The sequence below is a fragment of the Streptomyces sp. L2 genome (assembly GCF_004124325.1).
Taxonomy (GTDB): domain Bacteria; phylum Actinomycetota; class Actinomycetes; order Streptomycetales; family Streptomycetaceae; genus Streptomyces.
The window spans coordinates 1,908,843-1,934,957 of the sequence record NZ_QBDT01000001.1; the positions used below are offsets into that span (position 1 = coordinate 1,908,843).

General features: G+C 71.8%; 20 protein-coding genes and 1 pseudogene. 6 read left to right on the plus strand and 15 right to left on the minus strand.

The genetic code is table 11. The features are described from left to right. Positions 1-57: 57 nt before the first annotated feature. From trmD to DBP14_RS07880, 5 genes are all read right to left on the minus strand, one after another. Complete coding sequence (trmD, locus tag DBP14_RS07860; protein WP_129311740.1) at positions 58-891, minus strand: tRNA (guanosine(37)-N1)-methyltransferase TrmD; 834 nt, start codon at positions 889-891, stop codon at positions 58-60. Continuing rightward, the gene (gene rimM / locus DBP14_RS07865; protein WP_129306311.1) at positions 891-1,433 is read right to left on the minus strand and encodes a ribosome maturation factor RimM; all 543 of its coding nucleotides are present in this window, start codon (positions 1,431-1,433) and stop codon (positions 891-893) included. The genes trmD and rimM overlap by 1 nt, the downstream gene beginning before the upstream one ends. A 137-nt stretch (positions 1,434-1,570) precedes the next feature. Continuing rightward, the gene (locus DBP14_RS07870; protein ID WP_005479813.1) at positions 1,571-1,810 is read right to left on the minus strand and encodes an RNA-binding protein; all 240 of its coding nucleotides are present in this window, start codon (positions 1,808-1,810) and stop codon (positions 1,571-1,573) included. 5 nt (positions 1,811-1,815) lie between these two features. Continuing rightward, the gene (rpsP, locus tag DBP14_RS07875; RefSeq protein WP_129306312.1) at positions 1,816-2,235 is read right to left on the minus strand and encodes a 30S ribosomal protein S16; all 420 of its coding nucleotides are present in this window, start codon (positions 2,233-2,235) and stop codon (positions 1,816-1,818) included. A 345-nt stretch (positions 2,236-2,580) separates the two neighbouring features. Next, the gene (locus DBP14_RS07880) at positions 2,581-3,183 is read right to left on the minus strand and encodes a hypothetical protein (RefSeq protein ID WP_129306313.1); all 603 of its coding nucleotides are present in this window, start codon (positions 3,181-3,183) and stop codon (positions 2,581-2,583) included. A 535-nt stretch (positions 3,184-3,718) separates the two neighbouring features. Between DBP14_RS07880 and DBP14_RS07885 the strand changes: the two genes are divergently transcribed. Beyond that, positions 3,719-4,639, plus strand: coding sequence for an SAM-dependent methyltransferase (locus DBP14_RS07885; RefSeq protein WP_206739225.1), 921 nt, complete (start codon positions 3,719-3,721; stop codon positions 4,637-4,639). A 40-nt stretch (positions 4,640-4,679) separates the two neighbouring features. Here the strand turns inward: DBP14_RS07885 and ffh are convergent, their stop codons facing one another. The 5 genes from ffh to DBP14_RS07910 all read right to left on the minus strand — a co-directional run bounded on the left by ffh (position 4,680) and on the right by DBP14_RS07910 (position 12,529). Continuing rightward, positions 4,680-6,230, minus strand: a complete 1,551-nt coding sequence (gene ffh, locus DBP14_RS07890; RefSeq protein WP_129306314.1) for a signal recognition particle protein — start codon at positions 6,228-6,230, stop codon at positions 4,680-4,682. 219 nt (positions 6,231-6,449) lie between these two features. Further along, entirely contained in the window at positions 6,450-8,909 is a 2,460-nt protein-coding gene (locus DBP14_RS07895) for a [protein-PII] uridylyltransferase (protein WP_129306315.1), read from the minus strand. 44 nt (positions 8,910-8,953) lie between these two features. Then, positions 8,954-9,292 carry a P-II family nitrogen regulator gene (locus tag DBP14_RS07900; RefSeq protein WP_129306316.1) on the minus strand — a complete coding sequence of 113 codons (339 nt, stop codon included), beginning with the start codon at positions 9,290-9,292 and terminating at the stop codon, positions 8,954-8,956. Continuing rightward, on the minus strand, positions 9,289-10,647 hold the full coding sequence (locus DBP14_RS07905; protein ID WP_129306317.1) for an ammonium transporter: 1,359 nt from the start codon (positions 10,645-10,647) through the stop codon (positions 9,289-9,291). Before DBP14_RS07905 ends, DBP14_RS07900 begins: the two co-directional genes overlap by 4 nt. A gap of 403 nt (positions 10,648-11,050) precedes the next feature. Next, positions 11,051-12,529 (minus strand): hypothetical protein, encoded by a 1,479-nt coding sequence (locus DBP14_RS07910; protein WP_129306318.1) that lies wholly within the window; start codon positions 12,527-12,529, stop codon positions 11,051-11,053. Between the two features lie 459 nt (positions 12,530-12,988). Between DBP14_RS07910 and DBP14_RS07915 the strand changes: the two genes are divergently transcribed. Next, on the plus strand, positions 12,989-13,654 hold the full coding sequence (locus DBP14_RS07915) for a bifunctional DNA primase/polymerase (RefSeq protein ID WP_129306319.1): 666 nt from the start codon (positions 12,989-12,991) through the stop codon (positions 13,652-13,654). Positions 13,655-13,687: 33 nt separating this feature from the next. Then, positions 13,688-13,936 (plus strand): annotated as a pseudogene (locus DBP14_RS07920) (DNA primase); the annotation flags it as partial. 195 nt (positions 13,937-14,131) lie between these two features. Here DBP14_RS07920 and ftsY read toward each other — a convergent pair. Beyond that, on the minus strand, positions 14,132-15,340 hold the full coding sequence (ftsY, locus tag DBP14_RS07925) for a signal recognition particle-docking protein FtsY (RefSeq protein WP_129306320.1): 1,209 nt from the start codon (positions 15,338-15,340) through the stop codon (positions 14,132-14,134). A 179-nt stretch (positions 15,341-15,519) separates the two neighbouring features. On the opposite strand from ftsY, the gene DBP14_RS07930 reads away from it, so the two are divergent. Continuing rightward, on the plus strand, positions 15,520-16,998 hold the full coding sequence (locus DBP14_RS07930; RefSeq protein WP_241740838.1) for a cytosine permease: 1,479 nt from the start codon (positions 15,520-15,522) through the stop codon (positions 16,996-16,998). A 54-nt stretch (positions 16,999-17,052) separates the two neighbouring features. Beyond that, positions 17,053-18,024, plus strand: coding sequence for an LLM class flavin-dependent oxidoreductase (locus tag DBP14_RS07935; RefSeq protein WP_129306321.1), 972 nt, complete (start codon positions 17,053-17,055; stop codon positions 18,022-18,024). A gap of 165 nt (positions 18,025-18,189) precedes the next feature. On the opposite strand, the gene DBP14_RS07940 is transcribed toward DBP14_RS07935, so the two are convergent. The 4 genes from DBP14_RS07940 to DBP14_RS07965 all read right to left on the minus strand — a co-directional run bounded on the left by DBP14_RS07940 (position 18,190) and on the right by DBP14_RS07965 (position 24,650). After that, a complete protein-coding gene (locus DBP14_RS07940; RefSeq protein WP_129306322.1) occupies positions 18,190-19,605 on the minus strand; it encodes a sugar porter family MFS transporter in 1,416 nt (471 codons plus the stop codon). Positions 19,606-19,823: 218 nt separating this feature from the next. Next, entirely contained in the window at positions 19,824-23,549 is a 3,726-nt protein-coding gene (locus DBP14_RS07945) for an AAA family ATPase (protein WP_129306323.1), read from the minus strand. A 221-nt stretch (positions 23,550-23,770) separates the two neighbouring features. After that, entirely contained in the window at positions 23,771-23,974 is a 204-nt protein-coding gene (locus tag DBP14_RS07955) for a hypothetical protein (protein WP_018544743.1), read from the minus strand. Positions 23,975-24,368: 394 nt separating this feature from the next. Next, a complete protein-coding gene (locus DBP14_RS07965; RefSeq protein ID WP_129306325.1) occupies positions 24,369-24,650 on the minus strand; it encodes an acylphosphatase in 282 nt (93 codons plus the stop codon). A gap of 181 nt (positions 24,651-24,831) precedes the next feature. Here DBP14_RS07965 and DBP14_RS07970 point away from each other — a divergent pair, with 181 nt between their 5' ends. Further along, positions 24,832-26,001 carry a CAP domain-containing protein gene (locus tag DBP14_RS07970; protein WP_129306326.1) on the plus strand — a complete coding sequence of 390 codons (1,170 nt, stop codon included), beginning with the start codon at positions 24,832-24,834 and terminating at the stop codon, positions 25,999-26,001. Positions 26,002-26,115: the final 114 nt, after the last annotated feature.

Consider the following 26,115-nt stretch of genomic DNA (forward strand, 5'->3'; position numbering starts at 1 on the left):
CGGGCGTCGTGTCCCCCTGCGGCAGGGGCGCACGCCGGACGGACGCACAACAGCGGTCTATTCTTCCACGGCCTCGGGCCTGCGCCAAAATCGGCCGTACGGCTCCCCCTCCGGGTCGGGCGCCCAGCCCAGGATGGAGAGCATCTCGCGGTCCTTCTTGTCGAAGGCGCCGGGCTCGCAGCGCTCGATCAGGTCGGGCCGGTTGGCGGTCGTCCGCCGCAGCGCCTCGTCGCGGCGCCAGCGGGCGATCTTGCCGTGGTGGCCGCTGAGCAGCACGTCCGGGATGTCCCGCCCGCGCCAGAGCGGGGGCTTGGTGTAGACGGGGCCCTCCAGCAGGTTCGCCATCGCGCCGGGTGCGAAGGAGTCGTCCCGGTGGGACTCGGCGTTGCCGAGGACGCCGGGCAGCAGCCGGGCCACGGCCTCGGTGACGACGAGGACGGCCGCCTCGCCGCCGGCCAGGACGTAGTCGCCGATGGACACCTCGTACACGGGCATACGGCTCGCGTACTCGTCCATCACGCGCCGGTCGATGCCCTCGTAGCGGGCCGGCGTGAAGATCAGCCAGGGCCGCTCGGAGAGTTCGACGGCCAGTTCCTGGGTGAAGGGGCGGCCGCTGGGGGTGGGGACGATCAGGGCGGGTGCCTGGGCGCCGGTCTCGTAGCCGTCGGCGAGGACCGTGTCCAGGGCTTCGCCCCAGGGTTCGGTCTTCATGACCATGCCGGGGCCGCCGCCGTACGGGGTGTCGTCGACCGTGTTGTGCCGGTCGTACGTCCATCCGCGCAGGTCGTGCACCTGGACGTCGAGCTGTCCACGCGCGCGTGCCTTGCCGACGAGGGAGACGTTCAGCGGTTCGAGGTACTCGGGGAAGATCGTGACGACGTCGAGCCGCATCACGCCTCGTCCCGTGACGAGGCGATTTCGGCCTGGTCGTCGATCAGGCCCGGCGGCGGGGTGATGACGGCCTTCTGCTCGGCCAGGTCGATCTCGGTGACGATCTCCTCGACGAAGGGGATCATCACCTCGCTGCCGTCGGGGCGCTCCACGATGAACAGGTCCTGGGACGGCAGGTGCGAGATCTCGGTGATCCGGCCGACCTCGGTGCCGTCCGCGGTGACGACGTCGAGGTCCATGAGCTGGTGGTCGTAGTACTCGTCCTCGTCCTCGGGCAGCTCGTCCGGGTCCACGTCGGCGATCAGGAGGGTGTTGCGGAGGGCCTCGGCGCCCGTACGGTCGCTCACGCCCTCGAATCGCAGGAGGAGGCGGCCGCTGTGGACGCGTCCGGTGGCGATGGTGAGCGGTCCGGTGGCGGCCGGGTCGGTGGTCAGGACGGCACCGGGTGCGAGCCGCAGTTCCGGCTCGTCGGTGCGTACCTCGACGGTGACCTCGCCCTTGATGCCGTGGGCGCGGCCGATCCGTGCGACTACGAGCTGCACGTGTCCCATTCTCCTGTCGTCTGCTGCCCGGTGTCCTGCGCAGGCTGCTCAAGTGTGCTCATACGGCTGCGCTCATACGACTGCGGGCCGGGGACGGCCTGTGGCCCTCCCCGGCCCGAGCCGGTTGCTTTGAAGCGTCAGCGGACGTGGTCCACGTCGACGAGGTCGACGCGGACGCCGCGACCGCCGATGGCGCCCACGACGGTACGCAGGGCACGCGCGGTACGGCCGTTGCGGCCGATCACCTTGCCGAGGTCGTCGGGGTGCACCCGGACCTCCAGCACGCGCCCGCGGCGCAGGTCGCGCGAGGCGACCTGCACATCGTCGGGGTTGTCGACGATGCCCTTCACGAGGTGCTCAAGCGCCTCTTCGAGCATGCTGCTCAGGCCTCGGTCGACTCGGACTCGGCCGCGGCCTCGTCCTTCTTCTCAGCCTTCTTCTTCTGGGTGATGGCCTCACCCTTGCCCTCGTCTTCGCCACCGAGAGCCTCGAACGACGGACGCGTGGCCTTGGGCTCGGCGACGAGCAGCGGCGCGGGGGCCGGCTCGCCCTTGAACTTCTGCCAGTCGCCGGTCTTCTTGAGGATGGCGAGCACGGGCTCGGTCGGCTGCGCGCCGACACCCAGCCAGTACGCCACGCGCTCGGCGTCCACCTCCATGACCGACGGGTTGTAGGTCGGGTGGTACTTGCCGATCTCCTCGATGGCCCGGCCGTCACGGCGGGTACGGGAGTCGGCGACGACGATGCGGTAGTGAGGCGAACGGATCTTGCCCAGACGCTTCAGCTTGATCTTGACTGCCACGGGAGTGGATTCTCCTGGAATTGACGTGGTTGGGCACGGCGAGACGCCGCGTGGGGTTGCGGTACCCGAGTGCCCGATGGACGCGTCAGCCGGAGGAGAGAGGGGTCCTGTGCGGCTGTCGAGTACAGCTAGCCATTGTGCCATACCCTGCGGGTCGCTTTTGGCCGGGTGGGTGAGCTGTGCTGCGGGCATGCCTGGGAGGCACCCGGCGTAGTGGTGCCGTACGTCGGGTGCGCTGCCCGGCGCTGACGGGGTGCCGTCCGCGCCCACCCATGCCGCCCTGCGGCACGACTGCCCGCGGATTGGACTCTGAGCTGACCTACGGCTGCCACGAGCAGCCGTGGGTCAGCTTGCTGCCGCTCCTGCCAGTTCTGGGATGCGGAAGGGTTTGCCGCAGCCGCCGCAGACGATGGGGGCCTGGGCGAGGACGGAGGGGACGACGCGGACGTTGCGGCCGCAGTCGCAGACCGCCTTGACCCGGACCCCGCCGCCCGAGGAGCCGTGCCGTGCGGCCGGGCCCCGGAAGGTGCGGGAGGTGTCGGACGAGGTGGCCGCCACGTGGGCCTTCAGCGCGCGCTGCAGCCGCTCCATGGTCGGGCGGTAGCGCCGCTTCGCCTCGGGGTTGAGCGTGACCAGGGAGAAACCACTGCTCGGGTGCGGTTCCTCGGGGTGGTCCAGGCCCAGCTCCTCGGCGATGGCGAGGAAACGACGGTTGTGGTAGCGGCCGGCACGGGAGGTGTCGCGGATCCCACGGGCGGCCGCGATGCCATGGACTGCCTCATGAAGCAGTCGCTCGAAGGAGAGCTCGTGCCCGCACGCGGACGACGACTCTCCGATCAGGGACTCTGGCGCGGCAAGGTCGGGCAGCTCGGGGTGGTACCGCTGAATGTCGGCCCACGCCTGTGCCAGCTCTGCGGCGAGAACAGGTGGTGTCTGTGTCGTGCTCACGTAATGACAACGAGCGGGGGTGCCCCTGTGTTCCTATTCCGGGGCATCCCAAATAATTTGCACGTACCCGTCAGTTGGCACTCATGCGTCCGGACGAGGGCGGGTGCGCTGATCTGCGGAGAAGCCGCACAGCTCATACCAAGCCGGTGCGTAGTCTGACGTACGCCCCAGTGATGGGCGCGGATCCGCCCGCCTGCGCAAGAGGCGTTTCGGCCGCACTGCTGTCGCAGAGCCGTTGCCTTCGTCAGCGCCGGTGACGACCGCGACGTTACCGGGTGCCTGCCGGCGGCCCCGCACCGGCCCGGCCCGCCAGCCCGCGCGGGGCCGGGGGGTGGTGAATTCCCGCCACTCACACCCGCGGCTCCCAAACGGGGCCCCTCGGACCCTGGACGGCATGGCGAGGCGGGAGTTACCTGGCATACGTGGATGGTGCGAGCGCACGGCACGGGGGCCACGCCATCGGGTTACTGCGGCGAACGCGACGCCGGTCCGGTCGGGCCGGCTCCGGACTGTCGGCGGATTGGGGCGCTTACCTATGACACCTACGCTCGTGCGGGAACACCTGTCCTCCTCCACGGGTTCCGCGCCGCGCGTGAACCCGTACGCACGCGCGCGTGACTGGTCCGAGATCCAGGAGCGGATGCTGGTGCCGCTCCACCAGGCGGTCTACGACCGTCTCGACGTGGGCCCGGCCACCCGACTGCTGGGTCTGCGGTGCGGTTCCGGTCTGGCCCTGCTGACGGCGGCCGCCAGAGGAGCCGCGGTCACCGGTGCCGATCCGTCCCCCGAGCGCCTCGCCCTCGCCCGTGAGCGCCTGCTGCCGGACGCGCCGCCCGGCCCCCGCGGCCGTACACGCGCGCGTGCGAGTGCCCGTACGGCCGGCCGTACGGGAGGGCGTACGGCCGTGGAACTCGTCGAGGGCTCCCCCACCGATGTCGCCGCGCACACGCGGGGCGCGGACACTCCCCCGTACACCCTGGTGACCGTTTTCGAGCCGATCGGCTGCCTCGCGGGGGACGCCGAGGGGCTCACCGAACTGCTCGCGGCCGCCGTACCGCTCGCCGGGCGCGGGGCGGCGGTGGTGCTGGCCGGCTGGGGTCCACCGGAGCGCTGCGCCACCTCCTCGGTGCTGCGGGTGGCGGCGAAACTGGCCGATCCGCTGAGCAGCCCCCGCTGCTGGCGGCCGGCCGGACGGGACGATCTGGAGGAGGTCGCCCAGCGGGCCGGGCTGCGGCCCGACGGCTCGGGGCGGGTGGCCTGCCCGTTCGGGTACGCCGATGCCGACAGTGCCGTACGGGGGCTGCTGTCGACGGGGTTGTTCGACGCGGCGGTCGCGGCGACGGACCGCAAGCAGGTGGCCAAGGAACTGGCGGAGGCGCTGCATCCGTATCGTCGCGCGGACGGCACGGTGTGGATGCCGAACGTGTTCCGCTACCTGATCGCCCGCGTGCCCTGAGGGGACACGCGGGCGACGGCGGCCGGGGCCGGGGCCTCGGTCAGCCCATGAACTTCTTGAACTCGTCCGGCAGCTCGAAGTCCTGACCGCCCTGCTGCGGCAGCCCGCCGAAGGGGTTGCCGTTCTGCGCGGCCTCGCGGCGCTGGGCCTCCTCCAGCTCCTGCTGCTTGCGCTTCATCGGGTTGCCGGAACGCTGCTTGCCCTTGGCCTTCTTGGGCTGCTTCTTGGAGCGGCCCGGGCCGCCGCCCATGCCGGGGATCCCCGGCATGCCGGGCATGCCGCCGCCCTGCGCCATGCGGGACATCATCTTGCGCGCCTCGAAGAACCGCTCGACCAGGTTCTTCACGGCGCTGACCTCGACACCGGAGCCCTTGGCGATACGGGCGCGGCGCGAGCCGTTGATGATCGTCGGCTCCTGGCGCTCGGCCGGGGTCATCGACTTGATGATCGCGGCGGTGCGGTCGACGTCCCGCTCGTCCAGGTTGTTGATCTGGTCCTTGATCTGGCCCATGCCGGGGAGCATGCCGAGCAGCTTGGAGATGGAGCCCATCTTCCGGACCTGCTCCATCTGGGCCAGGAAGTCGTCGAGGGTGAAGTCCTGGCCCTTCTTGGAGGCCAGCTTCTCCGCCATCTTCTGGGCTTCGGCCTGGTCGAAGGTCTTCTCCGCCTGCTCGATCAGGGTGAGCAGGTCACCCATGTCGAGGATGCGGGAGGCCATCCGGTCCGGGTGGAACTGGTCGAAGTCCTCCAGCTTCTCGCCGTTGGACGCGAACATGATCGGCTTGCCGGTGATCTGCCGGATCGACAGGGCGGCACCGCCGCGGGCGTCGCCGTCGAGCTTGGAGAGGACGACGCCGTCGAAGCCGACGCCGTCGCGGAAGGCCTCGGCGGTGTTGACCGCGTCCTGGCCGATCATCGCGTCGACGACGAAGAGGATCTCGTCCGGGGAGACGGCGTCGCGGATGTCCGCGGCCTGCTGCATCATCTCGGCGTCGATGCCGAGGCGGCCGGCGGTGTCCACGATCACGATGTCGTGGACCTTGGACTTGGCGAACTCGATGGAGTCCTTGGCGACCTTGACCGGGTCGCCCACCCCGTTGCCCGGCTCCGGCGCGTAGACGGCGACGCCGGCGCGCTCGGCGACGACGCTGAGCTGGTTGACGGCGTTCGGGCGCTGGAGGTCGCAGGCGACCAGCAGGGGCGAGTGGCCCTGCTCCTTGAGGTACCGGCCGAGCTTGCCCGCGAGGGTGGTCTTACCGGCACCCTGCAGACCCGCGAGCATGATCACGGTGGGGGGCTGCTTGGCGAAGCGGAGCCGCCGGGTCTCGCCGCCGAGGATGGTGACCAGTTCCTCGTTGACGATCTTCAGCACCTGCTGGGCGGGGTTCAGCGCCTTGGAGACGTCGGCGCCGAGGGACCGCTCCTTGACGTTCTTGATGAACGACCGGACGACCGGCAGGGCCACGTCCGCCTCAAGGAGCGCGATGCGGATCTCGCGGGCCGTGGCGTCGATGTCGGCCTCGCTCAAGCGCCCCTTGCCGCGCAGGTTCTTGAAAGTCGCTGACAGGCGATCGGAGAGAGTGTCGAACACGGCGCTCGCGGTCCTCGGGGTAGGAGTCGTCTTGGGCTGCCCTCAAGGGTATCCGGACCCGCAAGCACATCGTCCCCGCCCGCCGAACATCGGCGGGCGGGGACCCACCCCCGCGGCTGCGGGGACTGTGCGAGCACACTGGGCGCCAAGGCCGTCGACGCCGGGTCACCCCCGCCGATGCGGGGCGCACAGCCGTGAAGCGAACCCCTGGTCTGAAGGTTACGCGCGCAGCGCGTCCTCGATCGTCTTCACCATCGATGCGGTCTCCTCCGCCGGCACGGGCAACCCGGCGCCGGTCGTCACGTAGAAGGCGTCCACTGCGTTCGAGCCCAGCGTCGAAACGTGCGCGCTTCGCACCCGCACCCCCGCCCTGTCCAGCGCACGCCCGATCCGGAACAGCAGGCCCGGGGCGTCCTGGGCGCGGACCTCGATGACCGTGGCGTGGTGGGAGGCGGCCGGGGCCACGCGCACGCGTGGGGGCGGGGCGGTCCAGCCGCGGCGGCGGGGGTAGGCCGCGTCGCGTTCGGCGAGGCGGGCGGCCGTGTCGAGGGAGCCGTCGAGCGCGCGGACGAGGTCGGCGCGGAGCCGGGTGGCCTGGGGCAGGGAGCCGTACTCGGCGGCGACGCGCCAGTCGAGGAGGAGGACCGAGCCGGTGCCGTCGGTGTCGACGGCACCGGGCAGTCCGAGGGTGCGCAGCTCGGCGGTGCGGACGGTCAGCCGGTGCACGGCGAGGACTCCGGCGACGGCGGGCAGGACGCCGGGCTGGTCGGGTACGGCGATGAGCAGTTCGACGCCGAGCGGCTCGGGGTCGCCGGAGGGCTCGGGTGCGGGCGGGGTCTGGGCGCGCAGGGCGAGGACGGGGCCGCGGGTGCGGAACGCCTCGACGGCGAGGCGTTCCTGCTCGGCGGTGGGGGCGGCGGGCTCGGGTTCGTCGGGGGCGTCGCCGGCGAGGACGGCGGCGGCGCGCCGGACGAGGTCGGCGACGAGGGAGCCGCGCCAGCGGGACCAGGCTGCCGGTCCGGTGGCCAGCGCGTCGGCCTCGGTGAGGGCGTGCAGCAGTTCCAGGGTGCTCTGGGTGCCGACGGCCTCGGCGACGGACCGGACGGTGGCGGGGTCGTCCAGGTCGCGGCGGGTGGCGGTGTCGACGAGGAGCAGGTGGTGACGGACCAGGGTGGCCAGCACCACCGTGTCCGCGCGGTCGAAGCCGATGCGTACGGCGACGTCGCGGGCGATGACCTCGCCGGCCACGGAGTGGTCGCCGGGCCAGCCCTTGCCGATGTCGTGCAACAGGGCGGCGACGAGGAGGAGGTCGGGGCGGCCGACGCGGCGGGTCAGTTCGGAGGCGCGGACGGCAGTTTCGATCAGGTGCCGGTCGACCGTCCAGAGGTGGACGGCGTTGCGCTGGGGGCGGCAGCGCACCCGTTCCCAGTCGGGCAGCAGGCCGCTGACCAGGCCCTCCGCCTCCAGGGCTTCCCAGACGTCGACCGTGGGCCGGCCCGAGCCGAGGAGGGTGACGAGTTGTTCGCGGGCCTCGGCGGGCCAGGGGGTGGGCAGGGGGCGCACGGTGGCGGCCATGCGCCGTACGGCGTGCGGGGAGAGCGGGAGGCCGGACTGGGCGGCGGCGGCCGCGGCGCGCAGGGGGAGCACGGGGTCGCGTTCGGGGCGCGCGGCGCGGGCGAGCACCACTTCGCCGTCCTGTTCGACGACTCCTTCGGCCAGCGGCGAGCGCTCAGGGGCCGGTTTGTCCCCGCCCTTGAGCAGGGCGCGCAGTCGCGGCCGTACCGCGCGGGAGCGCAGCACGCGGCCCACCTCGCGCCAGGTGACGTCGCCGGCGTAGGAGATGACGCGTGCCACTTCGTAGACCTGTCGCAGCAGGGCGTCGGCGTCGAGCAGGTCCAGCTCGGTGGCGACCTGGTCCTGTTCCTGGAGGGCGAGCCGGTCGGTGGCGCGGCCGGTGGCGAGGTGCAGGGCGTCCCGCACGTCGAGGAGGCTGCGGCGGGCGTCCGCGAGACCTTCGCGGGGGGCGTCGGCGAGCCAGGAGGCGGCGACGGCGCGCAGGGCGGTGGCGTCCCTCAGGCCGCCGCGGGCCTCCTTGAGGTCGGGTTCCAGCAGGTACCGCAGTTCGCCCTGGCGTTCGGCGCGCTCGGCGCACAGTTCCTGGAGTTCGGGGAGGCGTTTCGGGGCCTGGTTGCGCCAGTCCGCGAGCGCGGTGGTGCGCAGGGCGGCGGTGAGGGCGGGGTCGCCGGCGAGGTGGCGGGCGTCGAGGAGGCCGAGCTGGACCTTGACGTCCTCTCCGGCGGTCTTACGGGCCTCGGCCGGGGTGCGGACGGAGTGGTCGAGGGCGAGCCCGAGGTCCCAGACGGGGTACCAGAGGCGGTCGGCGAGGCCGGCGACCGCGGCGGGGTCGGTGCCGTCGTGCAGCAGCAGGAGGTCGAGGTCGCTGCGCGGGGACAGCTCGCCGCGGCCGTAGCCGCCGACGGCGACGAGGGAGACGCCGGCGGCAGGGCTCACGGCGGCCGCCGTGAACAGTCCGCCGAGCCAGTCGTCGGTCAGCCCGGCGAGGGCGGCACGGCGCGGCGGCCCGGACCGCGCCCCCTCGGTGAGGAGGCGCAGCCGGGCCGCCGCGTAGCCGCCGGGTCCCGAGTCGTCGTTTTCGCTTCGCACATCCGTTCCCGTCACCCAGCGACTCCTGTCCTTCTGCCGTGCTGCCGTGGCCCGCCGGGTCAGAGCGCGTCCGGGCCGCGCTCGCCCGTGCGGACCCGTACGGCCGTGTCGACCGGCAGGGACCAGACCTTGCCGTCTCCGATCTTGCCGGTACGGGCCGCCTTCACGACGACCTCGATCAGCTGTTCGGCGGCGTCGTCCTCGGCGAGCACCTCGATGCGGATCTTGGGGACGAGGTCGACGGTGTACTCGGCACCGCGGTAGACCTCGGTGTGGCCCCGCTGCCGGCCGTAGCCGCTGGCCTCGGTGACGGTCAGGCCGTGCACCCCGAAGGCCTGCAGGGCTTCCTTGATCTCGTCGAGCCGGTGGGGCTTGACGACGGCGGTGATGAGCTTCATGCGTCCACCTTCTTGCTGGGGGTGGCCTTGCCGTGTGCGGCGGCCAGGGCCGTGGAGGCGGCGGCGAGGGTGCCGGTGACGCCGCCGCCCGCGCCGCTGAAGTCGTAGGCGGTCTCGGCGTGTTCGGCCTGGTCGATGCCGGAGACCTCGTCGTCCTCGGTGACCCGCATGCCGAGCGTCCTGTCGATGAGGAAGGCGAGGACGGCGGAGGCGATCAGGGAGTAGGCGAGGACGGCGAAGACGCCGGCGCACTGCTTCCAGAACTGGTCCAGGCCGCCGCCGTAGAACAGGCCCTTGGCGGTGGACTGGCCCTTGCCGGTGGCGAAGAAGCCGATGAGCAGGGAGCCGAGGATGCCGCCGACCATGTGGACGCCGACCACGTCGAGGGAGTCGTCGTAGCCGAGGCGGAACTTCAGGTTGATGGCGGCCGCGCAGACGACACCGGCGACGGCGCCGACGGCGATCGCGCCGAGCGGGGAGACCGCTCCGCCGGACGGGGTGATCGCGACCAGTCCGGCGACCGCGCCGGAGGCGGCGCCGAGCGTGGTGAACGCGCCGTGCCGGATCTTCTCGTAGGCGAGCCAGGCGAGCATGGCGGCGGCGGTGGCGACCTGGGTGTTGACGAACATCAGCGCGCCGACGCCGTCGTCGTTGCCGAGCCAGGAGCCGGCGTTGAAGCCGAACCAGCCGAACCACAGCAGTCCGGCGCCGAGCATGACGAGCGGGAGGCTGTGCGGGCGCATCGGGTCCTTCTTGAAGCCGACGCGCTTGCCGATGACGAGGATCACGCCGAGGGCGGCGGCACCGGCGTTGATGTGCACCGCCGTACCGCCGGCGAAGTCGATCACGCCGAGCTTGTAGGCCCAGCCGTCGGCGCCCCAGACCCAGTGGGCGACCGGGACGTAGACGATCGTGACCCACAGGGCGATGAACAGGGCCCAGGCGGAGAACTTCACGCGGTCCGCGAGGGCGCCGCTGATCAGGGCCGGGGTGATGATCGCGAACATCAGCTGGAAGACCATGAAGACGTAGATCGGGATGGTGTAGCCGTCCCAGAGCTGCGTCAGGCCGATGTTGCTGAGGCCGAGCCAGTCGGCGTTGAAGCCGATGAGGCCGTTGTGCGTGCCGAAGGCGAGGGAGAAGCCGTAGAGCACCCAGAGGATGGTGACGATGCCCATGCTGATGAAGCTCATCATGAGCATGTTGAGGGTGCTCTTGACGCGGACCATGCCTCCGTAGAAGAAGGCGAGTCCCGGGGTCATGAGCAGCACCAGGGCGGAGCAGATGAGCATGAAGCCTGTGTTCGCGGAGGACAGTCTGGGTGCCTCGGCGGCAAGCGTGATGGCTGGTGCCATCGGCGTCTCCTCGTCGTCGGTACGGCCCCGTGCGTGCGGTGCCTGGGCGGTCCGGTCGGGGGGCGGGGGGAACCGGGTATGCGCCATGAGCGTGGCGCAGCGCGGTTTCGGTGGAAGCCCCTCGATGTTTCACCGGGGTGACGAAGGCGCCTGGCGTGTTACGCGCTCATGAACTACGGAATGCCGGGAACGCCGATGATCACCGTGACACGACTATCGCGACGGACACCGCAACCACTGATTGAGGAACCACGACGGCGAGCAACCAGGTCCGCGAGAGCGGCGCCGGCTTAGGCGCAAAAGGGAACCGGCCGCGGGAGGCCTCTCGATGACCTGGCATGGGGGAGCCGAGTCGGGCAGTTCGGGAGGACCGGCCGCGGCCGGGGTGTGGAGGACCCGCGGGTCAGACCGCTTCGGCGGACTCGGGCAGGTCGACGGCGAGCTGCTCGGCGAGGTCGGTGACGGCGCTGAGGTCGCCGTAGTCACGGACGGCCGTGTCGACGGTCTTCCGGATACGGGTGTTCACGCGCTCGGAGCGGACCTTCCTGGCGACCAGCATGGCCCGCGAGGCGTACTCCGTGCTGTGTTCCGGCTGGTCGCGCAGCAGGTGCACGGTGGCCATGCCGATCAGGTTGAGTGCGTACGACCGCTGGTGCTCGTGGTCCTTGGCGAACAGGTCCACGGCCCGCTCCATCAGCGGCTGGGCCAGGGATGCGTAGGCGGGGCTGCGGCCGGCTACGTAGGCGAGGTCGCGGTAGGAGTGCGAGTTCTCCGCGAACAGTTCGGCCTCGGAGAAGAAGCGGATCCAGTCGGGGTCCGGCTCGTCCCACTCGTCGGCCTCGGCGAAGGTGTCCTCGGCCATGCGCACGGCCCGCTTGCAGCGTCCGGGCTGGCCCATGTTGGCGTAGGCGCGGGCCTCCATCGCATACAGCATGGACTGGGTGCGCGGACTGGCGCAGTCGCGGCTGCCGTACTGCGCGAGGTGGATCAGCTCCAGGGCGTCGTCGGGCCGGCCGAGGTGGATCATCTGGCGGCTCATGCTGGACAGCACGTATGACCCGAGGGGCTTGTCGCCGGCTTCCTTGGCCGCGTGCAGCGCGAGGACGAAGTACTTCTGGGCGGTGGGCTGGAGCCCGACGTCGTAGCTCATCCAGCCCGCCAGTTCGGCGAGTTCGGCGGCGACCTTGAACAGCTTGCGGTTGGTGGCCTCGGGCTGGGGCTCCTGGAGGAGGTCGGTGACCTCGTGCAGCTGGCCGACGACCGCCTTGCGGCGCAGGCCGCCGCCGCACTGGGCGTCCCACTGGCGGAACATCACCGTGGTGGACTCCAGCAGTTCCAGCTCGGGCTTGGACAGGCGGTGCGGGCGGCTCGACTCGACGAGGGGCTCGGACTCGGCGGGGGCGGGCGAGGAGGGGCCTGAAACGAGCCAGCGCTGCATCGGCTCGATGAGGGAGGGGCCGGCGGACAGGGCCAGCGAGGTGCCGAGGAAGCCGCGCCTCGCCAGCATCAGGTCGCTGCGGGAGAACTCGCCGAGCAGGGCGACGGCTTGGGGGGCCGTCCACGGCAGGTCGACGCCGGACGCGGAGGGTGACTGCCGCGCGGCGCGCAGGCCGAGGTCCTCGACGGAGACGACGCAGCCGAAGCGCTCGGAGAACAGCTCGGAGAGGATCTTCGGAATCGGCTCGCGCGGGTTCTCCCCGTCGAGCCAGCGGCGCACCCGCGAGGTGTCCGTGGAGATGTGGTTGGCGCCCAACTGGCGTGCCCGGCGGTTCACTTGGCGGGCCAGCTCACCCTTGGACCAGCCGCTGCGCACGAACCACGAGCCGAGCAGCTCGTTGGGGCGCTTGTCAGCGCTCGACCCACTACCGCCGTTGCCGCTCACTGGAACGCCCCCATCCCTGAGACCACTTGTCGCCGAGTGCGCCAAGCCCTATCAGAATGCCGGTAAATACGGCCTCCCGTCCGCCGGTTCCCACCCTTCGAACGAGTTGACGAGTTGCCTCCGGCATACCCACAAGCGCATGTGCCTCCACCACTCGCACACTCACAGTAATCCTACGATCACCGTTCCAGCCATGGCGATCCTGGAAACGCCACCATTCGCCACCCCTTCGAATGAACTCACAACCAGCGGGGCGCGATTCACTTGACATAGGACGGCTGGAAGTGGGCGGAGAGGTGCACGACGGAGCGCACGGATCCCGGTGCACCACCCGACGCGCTTCGAAGCGCCGCCTTGCCCCGCGGGAGTGAGGGGAAGGCGGAGCCCGGAGACGTCACGTTCCGCTTCCGGACCGCTCCGGGTCGTAACCACCGGCGCGCTGGACCCGTTGGAGGGGGCATGGGCTTCACGATCGGCGGCATTCGCGAGATCCGCTCCGGCACGCGCCGGCGTGGCCGTGCGTCGGAGTGCGGTACCGCCGTCGCCGAGTTCACCGGGCTGTGGGGCTGGGACGTGGTGCCGGGCGCGCGGGCCGCCGCGGGCGCCTGCTCCTGCGGGCGCGCCGACTGTACGGCGCCTGGCGCGCACCCGCTCGGCTTCGCCGCCCCCGTGCCGGCCGGCGCGACGCTCGACGAGGTGAGCAAGGCCTGGGCGGAGTTCCCCGGCGCCGCGATCATGCTGCCGGTGGGCCGCGCCTTCGACGTCATCGAGGTCGCGGAACCGGCCGGGCGCCGGGCCCTGGTCCGGCTGGAGCGCATGGGCCTCCCCCTGGGCCCGGTCGCCGCCACCCCGGACGGCCGCGCGCACTTCCTCGTCGCCCCCGGCGCCGCCGCCGAACTCCCCCGGCTGCTGTACCGCATGGGCTGGGACGACCCGTCCGCGCTGGACCTGCGCGGGCTCGGACCGGGCGACCACATCACCGCCCCGCCCTCGGACCGCGGTGGCCTGGGCCCGGTCCGCTGGCTGCGCCCACCCGCCCTGGACTCGGCGACCCGCCCCCCGGCGGCTCGTCTCCTGCTGGGCACCCTGGCATACGTGGCCCACCGGTCAGCAGCGCGGGCGTAACCCGGGCACGGTCGGGAGCGCGGGCCCGGGCGCCGGGCCCTGGTCCGGCTGGAGCGCATGGGCCTGCCCCGGCCCGGTCACCGCCACGCCGGACGGCCGCACCCACTTCCTCGTCGCCCCGGGCGCCGCCGCCGAACTCCCCCGGCTGCTCTACCGCATGGGCTGGGACGACCCGTCTGCACTGGACCTGCGCGGGCTCGGGCCCGGCGACCACATCACCGGCCGCGGCTGCTGCTGGGCACACTGGCCTACGTGGCCCACCGGTCAGCAGCGCGGGCGTAACCCGGGCACGGTCGGGGGCCCGGGCACAGCGCCGAGTCGGGGGCCCGGGCACAACGCACGCACCGTCGCGGGCCCGGGCGTGACTCCCGGAGCGCTCCCGAGCGGGGCCTTACGCGACGAAGGGCCCGCCCCCACGGGGGCGGGCCCTGATGGCGAGGACCCCGGAACGTTCCCAGGTGGTCCCCGCCGGGGCGGTCACTCGCCGATCAGCGCGTCCACGAACGCCTCCGGCTCGAACGGCGCCAGGTCGTCCGCGCCCTCGCCGAGTCCGACCAGCTTGACCGGCACGCCCAGCTCGCGCTGGACCGCGACCACGATGCCGCCCTTGGCGGTGCCGTCGAGCTTGGTCAGCACGATGCCGGTGATGTCGACGACCTCGGCGAACACGCGCGCCTGGACCAGGCCGTTCTGGCCGGTGGTGGCGTCGAGGACGAGCAGCACCTCGTCCAGCGGCGCCTGCTTCTCCACGACCCGCTTGACCTTGCCCAGCTCGTCCATGAGGCCGGTCTTGGTGTGCAGGCGGCCGGCGGTGTCGATGAGGACGACGTCGACCCCCATCTCCTTGCCCTCCTTGACCGCGTCGAAGGCGACGGAGGCGGGGTCGCCGGCCTCGGGGCCGCGCACGGTGTAGGCGCCGACGCGCTCCCCCCAGGTCTGGAGCTGGTCGGCGGCGGCGGCGCGGAAGGTGTCGGCGGCCCCCAGGACGACCGTGCGGCCGTCGGCCACCAGGACGCGGGCGAGCTTGCCGGTGGTGGTGGTCTTGCCCGTGCCGTTGACGCCGACGACCATCACGATGCCGGGCTTGCGGTCCTCCGGCTCGGTGCGGACCGTGCGGTCCACGTCGGTGCCGACCAGCTTGAGCAGCTCCTCGCGGAGCAGGCCGCGCAGCTCGTCCGGCGTGCGGGTGCCGAGCACCTTGACGCGCTCGCGCAGCCCCTCGACCAGCTCCTGGGTGGGCTGCACGCCGACGTCGGCGGTGAGGAGCGTGTCCTCGATCTCCTCCCAGGTGTCGTCGTCGAGGTGCTCGCGGGACAGCAGGGTGAGCAGTCCCTGGCCGAGCGCGTTCTGCGAGCGGGACAGGCGGGCGCGCAGGCGGACCAGCCGGCCGGCGGTGGGCTCCGGGATCTCGATCTCCGGGGCCGCCTCGACAGCGGACGGAGGCTCCTCCACGACCACCGGGGCGGGGCCGCCCGGGAGATCCACCTCCTCGATCGTCCGGCGCGGTTCGTCGCGCGGCGTCTCGGCCTCGTCGCCGACGTGCGGCTCGGCCGGGGGCGCGGTGATGTCGGGCGCGGCGGGCGGCGGCGGGGGCAGCGGCTTCCGGCGCCGGCTGCCGATGACGAGCCCGCCGAGCGCGCCGAGCACGACCACGGCGATGACTACAGCAAGGATGATGGTTTCCATAACGGCTCCAGTATCGGCCATGGGTTCCGTGCGGCCCCGCTTGCCGCCCGTTGTCGTTTCCTCCGAGAGACAAACGCCACCTAAGGTGCGGAGTCGGATCAAAGTACAATGGCAGGGACTCCGTCAACGCGCGTAGAGTCCCGTCGTCCCCTTCCCCCCACTTCCGAGGTCCCTCTTCCATGAGCAAGACCGCCCAGTCCGAAGGCGCACTGGAGACCCGCGGCATCGAGCAGGTGCCCGACCACGAGCGCACCGCCCGGACCCGCGAGCTGTTCCCGACCTGGGTCGGGGCGAACATCAGCGTGCTGCTGCTGACGATGGGCGCGAGCCTCGTCGTGGCGTACCACCTGGACATCTGGCAGGCGCTCGTCGTGGCGGCCGTCGCGCCCGTCGTGTCGTACGGCCTGGTCGGGCTGATCGGGATCGCGGGCAAGCGGGGCGGGGCGCCGGGCATGGCGCTGTCCCGGGCGGTGTTCGGGCAGCGCGGCAACCTGCTGCCCGGTTCGCTGATCTGGGTCGCCCGCTGGGGCTGGGAGACGATCAACGCGGTGACCGGCGCCTACGCGGTGCTCACCATCCTGGACATCGTGTTCGGCATCCACGGCAACAGCGTGCTCGACATGGTGACCCTGCTGGCGTTCGTCGTCGCGACCTTCGCGATCTCCGGGCTCGGCATCGGGGCCGTGCAGAAGTGCAATAAGTACGCGACGTACGTCTTCGGCGTGTTCTCGGTCCTGGTGCTGGTGTACCTGGCCGCGCACACCGACTGGTCGAAGGTGCTGGACCACGGCGCCGGCTCGACGGCCGCGGTGATCACCGGGATCGGCATGATCGCGGCGGGCGGCGTGAGCTGGATCCCGACCGCACCGGACTTCACGCGCTACCTGCCGCGCACGGCGTCCTCGAAGGCGATCGTGGGCACGTCGGTGGGCGGCGCCGGCATCGTCGTGCTGCCGATGGTCCTCATGGGCGCGGTGATGGCGGTCTCCACGCCCGACCTGGCCTCGGCGACCGACCCGGTGTCCTTCCTCGGCGAGATCCTGCCGACCTGGATCGCGGTGCCGTACCTGCTGATCGCGCTGATCGGCATGCTGCTGATCAACTCGATGTCGATGTACTCGGCGGGCTTCACCGCGCAGACCCTCGGCTTCAAGGTGCCTCGGCACTGGGCGGTGTCGGTCAACGCCGTGATCTCGCTGGTCTTCGGCGGTGTGCTGATGCTGGTGGCGACGAGCTTCATGGGCTCCTTCATCGCCTTCCTGTCCCTGCTGGCGGTCGCCTTCTCCGCCTGGGTGGGGGTCTTCGGCGCGGACATGCTGCGCCGGACCGAGTACGACGGCGCGGCCATGGCGGACACGACCCGCTCCAGCGCCTACTGGTACAAGGGCGGCTTCTCCCCCGCCGCGGTGGCCTCCTGGGCGATCGGCCTGGTGGGCGGCCTGCTGTTCACCACCTCGGACTGGTTCACCGGCCCGCTGGCGAAGAACAACGTGATCGGCGAGTACGGCCTCGGCTGGGTCGCGACGATCGTGATCTCGGGCCTGCTGTACCTGGCCCTGCCGAGGCCGGCGGTGGTGCGCCCCGCGCAGGGGGACCCCGAGTCGGCCGAGGGGTCCGAGGAGTCCGAGACCGTCGCCGTATCATCCATGGCCATCTGACACTACGTCAGCTAACGTCCCCCTCCACCGACCCGCACCGGAGGGGGACGTCTCATGCCCGTCACGGTCGTACGCTTCAACCTCGTCGAACCCGGCGCCACTCCCGCCTCCCTGGCCGCCCGTTACCGCGCCGCGCTGGAGATGGCCGCGTACGCCGACGAGAACGGGGTCAGCACGGTGCAGACCGAGGAGCACCACGGTGTCGCCGACAACTGGCTCCCGTCGCCGTTCGCCTTCGCGGGCGCGGTGTTCGGCGCCACCCGCCGGATCGCCGTGACGGTGTCGGCGATCATCGGCCCGCTGCACGACCCGCTGCGGCTGGCCGAGGAGATCGCCGTACTGGACCTGCTCAGCGGCGGGCGCCTGGTGACGGTGGCCGGGATCGGCTACCGGCCCGAGGAGTACGCCCTCTTCGACGTGGACTGGAAACGGCGCGGCCGGCTCCAGGACGAACTGCTGGAGACCCTGCTGACGGCGTGGACCGGCGAGGAGTTCACCTACCGGGGCCGTGCGGTACGGCTCACCCCGCGCCCGTACACCGATCCGCACCCGCTGCTGCTGGTCGGCGGTTCGTCCAGGGCCGCCGCCCGCCGGGCCGCGCGGCTCGGCCTGCCCTTCTTCCCCAGCGCGAACCTGCCGGAGCTGGAGGCGTACTACAAGGAGCAGCTCAGCGCGTACGGCACCGAGGGCTGGACCATGATGCCCGCCGCCGAGACCCCGCTGCTGCACCTCTCCGAGGACCCGGACCGGACGTGGGCCGAGTACGGCCGGCACTTCCTGCACGAGGCACGGACCTACGCGTCCTGGCAGTCCGGCGACATCCGCTCGGCCGTGCGGTCGGCGGCCACGACCGTGGACGAGCTGCGCGCCGAGGGTGTCTACCGCGTCCTCACGCCGGGCCAGTGCGTGGAGCTGGGCCTGGACAGCCTGGTCCTGCACCCGCTGGCGGGCGGGATGCCCCTGGAGGAGGGCTGGCGCAGCCTGCGGTTGTTCGCCGAGAAGGTGCTGCCGGCGCTGGCGGGGTGATCGCCCGGAAGGGCGCGGACGCACCGCCGCCCCCGGTCCGGGCAGTGGCCGGAGCGGGGGCGGCGGCGGGGTACGAGGAGAGGGGCAGCGGGGACTTGGCCCTTCTCCTCGGGTCCGGGGGCCGGGCCCGGGACCCGGTGTCCAGGACGCCGGGCCCGAGGCGGGTCAGCCCATTTCTTCCAGGGCCTTGCCCTTCGTCTCCCTGACGAACCTCAGGACGAACGGGATGGAGAGCGCGGCGAAGACGGCGTAGATCACGTAGGTCACGGAGAGGTTCCAGTCGGCCAGCGACGGGAAGCTCGCGGTGATGGCCCAGTTGGCGATCCACTGCGCGGAGGCGGCCACGCCCAGCGCGGCGGCGCGGATCTTGTTCGGGAACATCTCGCCGAGCATGACCCAGACGACCACGCCCCAGGAGAGGGCGAAGAAGAGGACGAAGACGTGGGCGGCGATCAGGGCGGTCCAGCCCTGGGCGGCGGGCAGCTTGCCGTCGACGAGGTGGTGGCTGAACGCCCACGCCTCCAGGGCGAGGCCGACGGCCATGCCGACGGAGCCGATGAGGGCGAGCGGCCGGCGGCCGATGCGGTCCACGAAGATCATCGCGATCACGGTGCCGACGATGTTGATGATCGACGTCGTGAAGGAGTAGAAGAACGAGTCGGACGGGTTCACGCCGACGGACTGCCACAGCGTCGAGGAGTAGTAGAAGGCGACGTTGATGCCGACGAACTGCTGGAAGACGGACAGGCCGATACCGACCCAGACGATCGGCTTGAAGAAGAAGGAGCCGCCGAGCAGGTCCCGGAAGCCGGACTTCTCCTCGCGCTTCATGGCGTGCTCGATCTCGGTGATCCGGGCGTCGAAGTCGATGTCGCCCTCGACCTCGGCGAGGATCTCGCGGGCCCGGTCGCGCCGGCCGACGGAGATCAGGAAGCGCGGGGACTCGGGGATCGCGAAGGACAGCAGGCCGTAGAGGACGGCCGGGACGACCATCACGCCGAGCATGACCTGCCAGGCCTCCAGGCCCATCAGGTGGCCGCGCTGCTTGCCGTCGGCGGCGTTGAGGATGCCCCAGTTGACCAGCTGGGAGATGGCGATGCCGACGACGATCGCGGCCTGCTGGAAGGAGCCGAGGCGGCCGCGGTAGGCGGGCGGGGCGACCTCGGCGATGTAGGCGGGGCCGATGACGGAGGCCATGCCGATGGCGAAGCCGCCGACGATCCGCCAGAAGGCGAGGTCCCACAGGGCGAACGGCAGGGCGGAGCCGACGGCGCTGATCGTGAACAGGACGGCGGCGATCTGCATGCAGCGGATGCGGCCGATCCGGTCGGCTATGCGGCCGGCGGTGGCGGCGCCGATGGCGCAGCCGATCAGGGCGATGGCGATGACCTGGGCCAGCGCCGCGGAGCCGATGTCGTAGCGGCCCCGGATGGCCTCGACGGCACCGTTGATGACGGAGCTGTCGTAACCGAACAGGAAGCCGCCCATGGCGGCCGCCGCCGCGATGAAGATGACGTGCCCGAGATGTTCGGGATGAGCCGTCCTGGCTCCTGGCTGGGGTGCCTGCGCTGTGCTGGTCACGAACAACTCCTCGGGCCACGGCAACGCTGCCGGGTGGGGGTGAGCCCTGTCAGATCCATACCTGAAGGTAAAAGCAACGTTGCAGAGACTATTCCTTCAAGTCCCGAAGTCAATAGGTCCACTGCTGTGAATTTAGTCAGACGACACATACCTCTGCGTTCAGAAAGTGAACGCAGAGTGTTTCCGGTACGGGCTTCGATCTTGTACGGAGGGGCGCGCTAGCGGAGGCGCTGCGAGATGACCTTCGAGACACCGTCACCCTGCATGGAGACGCCGTAGAGCGCGTCGGCGACCTCCATCGTGCGCTTCTGGTGCGTGATCACGATCAGCTGCGAGGCCTCCTGCAGCTCCTGCATGATCCGGATCAGCCGCTGGAGGTTGGTGTCGTCCAGCGCCGCCTCGACCTCGTCCATGACGTAGAACGGGCTGGGGCGGGCCTTGAAGATCGACACCAGCAGGGCCACGGCCGTCAGCGAACGCTCGCCGCCCGAGAGCAGGGAGAGCCGCTTGACCTTCTTCCCCGGCGGGCGGGCCTCCACGTCCACGCCCGTGGTCAGCATGTTGCCGGGGTCGGTCAGCACGAGCCGTCCCTCGCCGCCCGGGAACAGCCGGCCGAAGACGCCCTCGAACTCGCGTGCGGTGTCGTGGTAGGCCTCGGTGAAGACCTGCTCGACACGTTCGTCGACCTCCTTGACCACCTGGAGCAGGTCGGCGCGGGTCTTCTTCAGGTCCTCAAGCTGCTCGCTGAGGAACTTGTGCCGCTCCTCCAGGGCCGCGAACTCCTCCAGGGCGAGCGGGTTGACCTTGCCGAGCTGCTGGTAGGCGCGCTCGGCGGCCTTGAGCCGCTTCTCCTGCTCCGCCCGCACGAAGGGCCTGGGCCGGTTGCGGGGGTGATCCGGGTCTTCAGGGAGCTGTTCGCCCTCGGCGGGGAGCGAGGGCGGCACAGGCTGGTGCGGCCCGTACTCCGCCTCCAGCCCGGCCGGTTCGACACCCAGCTCCTCCAGTGCCTTCGTCTCCAGCTGCTCGATGCGCAGCCTCTTCTCGGCGCCGAGTACCTCGCCGCGGTGCACTGAATCCGTCAACTTGTCCAGCTCGGCCTTCAGGTCGCGGCCGGCGGTCCGCGCGGTGACCAGGTCCCGCTCGTGCAGCGCCTTCGCCTCCTCGGCCGCGGCACGCTCCCGCTCGGCGCGGCCGAGGGAGACCTCGACGTGCGCGAGGAGCTGCCGGGCGCCGGAGGCGACTGCCTCGGCGACGGCGGCCTCGTGGCGCAGCCGGGCGCGGCGCTGCTCGGCACGCGCGCGTGCCTCGCGTTCGGCGCGGGCTGCCCGGTCGAGGGAGTCGGCCCTGCCGGCCAGGCCCTTCACCCGCTCCTCGTGCGTACGGGCCTGGAGGCGGGCCTCCATCTCCGTCTGCCGGGCGTTGGCCCCGTCGGCGGCGAGGCGGTCCCGTACGGCGGTGTCGGGCTCCTCCTCGACGGGCATCTCCTCGGCCACGGCCAGGCGCTCGGCCAGCTCCTCGGCCTCCTGCACCGCCCGCTCCAGGGCGTCCTGGGCGCGGGCGGCCGCGGCGGCGGAGCGTTCCGCCTCGCCGGCGGCTCCGCGGGCCTGGCCTGCGAGGCGGCCGAGCTGCTGGGCTACGGCGGACTTCTCGCGGTCCGCTGCGCGGCGCCGTTCGCCGAGGTCCTCTACGAGGGTGGCGGCGGTGCTCCTTTGGGTCTGCGCGGTGCGCTGGGCCTCGGCCAGTTGTTCGCAGCGGACCTGCAGTTCTTGCAGCTGCGCCGCGGCCTCGTCCACCGAGGCCTGGACCTCCAGGAGGCTGGGGGCGCCTGCGGAGCCGCCGTGGGCGTAGTGGGCGGCGAGGATGTCGCCTTCGGCGGTCACCGCGGTGAGGTGGGGGTGGGTGCGGATGAGGTCTTCGGCGTCTTCGAGGGTGTCGACGATGGCCGTGTCGCGGAGGAGGCGGTGGATGGTGGGGGTGAGGTCCGGGGGGGACTGGACGAGGGTGGCTGCGGGGAGGTGTGGTGCGGGCGGTTCGTCGAGTGCGGGTGCGTTGTGGCCTGTCGCGCAGTTCCCCGCGCCCCCTTCGGGGACTTCGGCCGGGTGGTTCGGTGCGGGTGCGTTGTGGTTGCTCGCGCAGTTCCCCGCGCCCCTGAGGGGTGGTGCGGTCCGGTCGTTGGGTGCGGGTGCGTTGTGGTTGCTCGCGCAGTTCCCCGCGCCCCCTTCGGGGGGTGTTGTCAGGAGGAGGGTGGCTCGGCCTGCTTGTTCTTTGTGTAGGAGGCGGAGGGCGTTGGCGGCTGCTGTGGGGGTCGTCATGGCGAGGGCGTCGGCTGCTGTGCCGAAGGCGGCGGCCAGGGCCACCTCGTAGCCGGGGGTGATGGTCAGGAGTTCGGCGGCCGGGCCGAGGATGCCCGTGAGGCGGTCCTGGGCGGCGAGCAGGAGGCCGGTGCCGTCCTTGCGGCGCAGGCCGAGGGCGAGCGCTTCGTGGCGGGCGCGGGTGGCGGCGCGGGAGCGTTCGGCGGTCGTGGCCGCCTCGCGGGCCTCGGTGAGGGCCGCTTCCGCTTCGGCGAGCTGGAGCTTGGCGGCCTCGTGGCGTTCGGCGAGGTCGGCGTCGTCGGCGTCCAGGCCGTCGACCTCGGCCTTGAGGGTCTCGTACTCCTGCTGGGCGCTCACCGCGCGCTCCTCGGCCTCGTCGCGGGCCGCGGCCAGGCGGTCGATCTCGGCCTGGGCGGAGGCGGCGCGCGAGCGGGCCGCGTTGACCTGGCCGGAGAGGCGGGCCAGCCCCTCTCGGCGGTCGGCGATGGCGCGGGCCAGGTCCTTGAGCCGGCGTTCCTCGACGGCCAGCTCCCGCTCCAGTTCCGCCCGGTGCGCGACCGTGTCGTCCAGGGCGTGCTGGGCCGCCTCCAGGGCCGCCTCCAGCTCGGCCTCCTGCTCGCGCACCCGGGCCGCCTCGCGCTCCAGGTCCTCGGGGTCGCGGCCGCGCCGCTCCTCGGGGGGTGCGGAGGTCGCGCTCTTGACGCGGGCGTCGGCCAGGGAGATCGTGCCGCGGACGCGTTCGGCCAGCTGGGACAGCTCGTACCAGGTCTGCTGGGCGCGCTGCAGGCGCGGCGTGAGCTGCCGTACCTCCTCCTCCAGCCGGGTCTCCCGCTGGACGGCCTTGCGCAGCTCCTGCTCGGCGGCCTCCTTGCGCTCCTTCAGGGCCGCCTCGTCGGCGATCTCACCCTGCAATGCCTCCCGGAGCCGTACGAGGTCGTCGGCGAGCAGGCGCAGGCGGGTGTCGCGGAGGTCGGCCTGGATGACGGCGGCCCGGCGGGCGACGGCGGCCTGCCGGCCCAGCGGCTTGAGCTGGCGGCGCAGCTCGTCGGTGAGGTCCTGGACGCGGGCGAGGTTGGCCTGCATCGCGTCCAGCTTGCGCAGCGCCTTCTCCTTGCGCTTGCGGTGCTTCAGGACGCCGGCCGCCTCCTCGATGAAGGCGCGCCGGCCCATGGGGTCGGCGTGGAGCACGGAGTCGAGCTGGCCCTGGCCGACGATGACGTGCATCTCGCGGCCGATACCGGAGTCGGAGAGGAGGTCCTGGATGTCGAGCAGCCGGCAGGTGTCGCCGTTGATCTGGTACTCGCTGCCGCCGTTGCGGAACATGATCCGCGTGATGGTGACCTCGGCGTACTCGATGGGCAGCGCCCCGTCGGAGTTGTCGATGGTCAGGGACACCTCGGCGCGGCCCAGCGGCGGGCGGCCGGTGGTGCCGGCGAAGATGACGTCCTCCATCTTGCCGCCGCGCAGCGACTTGGCGCCCTGTTCGCCCATGACCCAGCTGAGCGCGTCCACCACGTTGGACTTGCCCGAGCCGTTCGGGCCGACGACGCACGTGATGCCCGGCTCGAACCGGAGCGTGGTGGCCGAGGCGAACGACTTGAACCCGCGGAGGGTCAGGGCCTTGAGGTGCACGCCGCCGGACTCTACCGGTCGCCGCTATCTCACTCCACGAACCGTTGCAACCGCGCGGTTTCGCCATTGAACATGCAGGGCACATCAGACGTTGAAGAGGGTGAAAGGATGCGCGGGGAAAGAAGGAAGGGACGCCGAAGCGTCCCTTGCGACTCGACAACTGTGCGGTTGATACGGGCAGCCCAGCCGCTGCGACTGCTGTCGTGGAGCGATGCAGCGATTCAGGTGAGCGCAGGCTCCGCCTGGTGTGCGTCGATGCTCTCCATGATCCTGTCCTGAGAGGCGGCAGCCGCGAGCGCGTCGTTCTCGGCCTGGATTCGTACCAGCTCCGACTCCAGGTCCTGGACACGCTGCTGAAGCCGTCGCATCTCGGCGAGGAGTCGAGGGTCGGAGCCGCCGACGTAACCGAGAAGCGCCTTTGCCATGATGGATGGTCCTCCACAATGAGTGACCGACCGATGCGGTGTGGGTCGTGAGGGATTCGCACCCGCGGTGCTTGACACATCCGAGTGTTGCTCTGGTGTTGCCACATGCCAAACAGCTAAGGTGCGCGGGGCTTTCAGCGTCTCACCAAAAAGTTTGACGGTCAACACGATCACGCCCTGTATTGGCGGGCGAACCCGGCGCGCGCGGCCGGAGAGCGGCGGCGTTGCGACTTGGGCGGGGGCCCGCGGAGCGTGTGGATCACGTGTGGATCACTTGTATCTGCGGAGCCTGCCACGCCACGCCGTTCTTGGCAACCACCAGGTCGTTCCTGCTCCGCGCACATGCCGGGGGCAGCTCGCCCCGCGGTGGCCTGCGGAGCTTTACAGAAACGACTCAGCGGATGGCGAAGCCGTCGTAGCCCCCACGCGGTGTGTCCCAGATCTCCGTGACACCGTCCACGTGTCCGGGCGTGTCGCCGCCCTCGAGCCAGTCGAGCAGTCGGTCGCAGCCCTCGCGCGCGCCCTCGGCGACGACCTGGACGCGACCGTCGCCCAAATTGAGAGCAAAACCACTCAGGCCGCCGATCTCCAGCGCCTTGGCCCGCGTGAACCAGCGGAAACCCACACCCTGGACGCGTCCCCGCACCCAGGCGACCAGCCGTACATCCTCGCTCATGGGTGCAACCTAACCGGCCGATGTCGCTCAGGACACTTCCTCCCCGAGTGGCATGCGGTACGGTCCCCACCCAATGCATCTCATATGAAACTCACTCGATCGAGTGAGTTCGGTCGGTCAGGGGGAGTGACGCACCCCAGGGGGCCCGGTCGACCGCGAGCACGAGGAAGAGGGCAGGGACATGGGCCGCCACCGACGCCCGGCCGCCGGGCGCGCCTCCACCGGCCGCGCCGCGGGGAGTACGCACACACAGGGTTCCGCCACGGGCGGCGGCGGCCGGCTCGGCTCCCGGGCCGGCGAGCGCGCGCCCCGGGGCATCGCGCCGTACCTGAACCCCGAGGCGTACGCCGAGACCAACGCCCGGAGCACGGCCTACCTGTTCGCCACGGACGACAGCACGGGGCCGGGTCCGTCCGGGTTCACCCCGGCCGGCGGCCCCCCGCACGAACACCGGCGCCGGAAGCGGCCCGGCCGTCCGGTGCGCGCGGGCTTGCTGGGTGTCTCCGCCGCCGTGGCCCTGGGCACGGCCGCGGTGGCCACGGGCGTGGTGCCCGGCCTGCAGCACTACCAGCTCGGCGGCGGTACGACCACCACCGGCGGCGACCGAATACAGGCGGCGGACTCCCCCAGCAACACGGCGTCCGAGCAGGGCGGCACCTCGGGCAGCGCACGGACCCCGGGCGGCACCCCCTCGGCGGGCGGCGGGAACCGGCACGCGGGGGCCTCCCCGACGACCACCGCGTCCCCGAGCGCGTCTCCCTCCCCCTCCGCGTCCCCGTCGAAGTCCCCCTCGAAGCCCGCGGAGAAGCACTCCGCCTCCGCGGCCCCCTCCAAGGCGCCCTCGCGGAAGACGGCTCCGAAGACGACCCCGAAGGCCACGCCGAGCGCCGGCCGGCCGAGCAGCACGCCGTCGCGTACGGCGCCCAGGCCGCCCGCGCGGACCACGGCGCCGGCGCCGGTGACCGTCTCGGCCCAGGCCGCCGCCGAGGCCGAGGTGCTGAAGCTGGTCAACGAGGAGCGGGCGAAGGTCGGCTGCAGCGCGCTGGCGGCGAACTCCTCGCTGACCGATCTGGCCGAGTCGTTCAGCAACGACATGGCGGCGCGGGGCTTCTTCGACCACACGGACCCGGACGGCGCCACGCCGTGGGACCGGGCGGCCAAGGCCGGGATCACCGACCTCGGCGGCGAGAACATAGCCCGCGGCCAGGCGGACGCGGCGGCGGTGATGCAGGCCTGGATGAACAGCCCGGACCACCGCGCCAACATCCTGAACTGCGACTACAAGACCCTCGGCGTCGGCGTCCACTTCGGCCCGGGCGGCCCCTGGTGGACGCAGGACTTCGGGTACTGAGCGCTTGGCGGGCCGGCAGGGCCTCGGCGCGGGGAGCATCGGATGCGCAGTCGGCCGCGCACTAACCTCTAGCTAGCGCAAACTTCTGGTTAGCGCTGCCCTCGCGTAGGCTGG

Coding starts and splice junctions, on each gene's coding strand:
- trmD (WP_129311740.1), bottom strand. CDS start 891: ATGCGGCTCGACGTCGTCACGATCTTCCCCGAGTACCTCGAACCGCTG.
- DBP14_RS07870 (WP_005479813.1), bottom strand. CDS start 1,810: ATGCTCGAAGAGGCGCTTGAGCACCTCGTGAAGGGCATCGTCGACAAC.
- DBP14_RS07885 (WP_206739225.1), top strand. CDS start 3,719: ATGACACCTACGCTCGTGCGGGAACACCTGTCCTCCTCCACGGGTTCC.
- DBP14_RS07900 (WP_129306316.1), bottom strand. CDS start 9,292: ATGAAGCTCATCACCGCCGTCGTCAAGCCCCACCGGCTCGACGAGATC.
- DBP14_RS07905 (WP_129306317.1), bottom strand. CDS start 10,647: ATGGCACCAGCCATCACGCTTGCCGCCGAGGCACCCAGACTGTCCTCC.
- DBP14_RS07915 (WP_129306319.1), top strand. CDS start 12,989: ATGGGCTTCACGATCGGCGGCATTCGCGAGATCCGCTCCGGCACGCGC.
- ftsY (WP_129306320.1), bottom strand. CDS start 15,340: ATGGAAACCATCATCCTTGCTGTAGTCATCGCCGTGGTCGTGCTCGGC.
- DBP14_RS07930 (WP_241740838.1), top strand. CDS start 15,520: ATGAGCAAGACCGCCCAGTCCGAAGGCGCACTGGAGACCCGCGGCATC.
- DBP14_RS07935 (WP_129306321.1), top strand. CDS start 17,053: ATGCCCGTCACGGTCGTACGCTTCAACCTCGTCGAACCCGGCGCCACT.
- DBP14_RS07955 (WP_018544743.1), bottom strand. CDS start 23,974: ATGGCAAAGGCGCTTCTCGGTTACGTCGGCGGCTCCGACCCTCGACTC.
- DBP14_RS07965 (WP_129306325.1), bottom strand. CDS start 24,650: ATGAGCGAGGATGTACGGCTGGTCGCCTGGGTGCGGGGACGCGTCCAG.
- DBP14_RS07970 (WP_129306326.1), top strand. CDS start 24,832: ATGGGCCGCCACCGACGCCCGGCCGCCGGGCGCGCCTCCACCGGCCGC.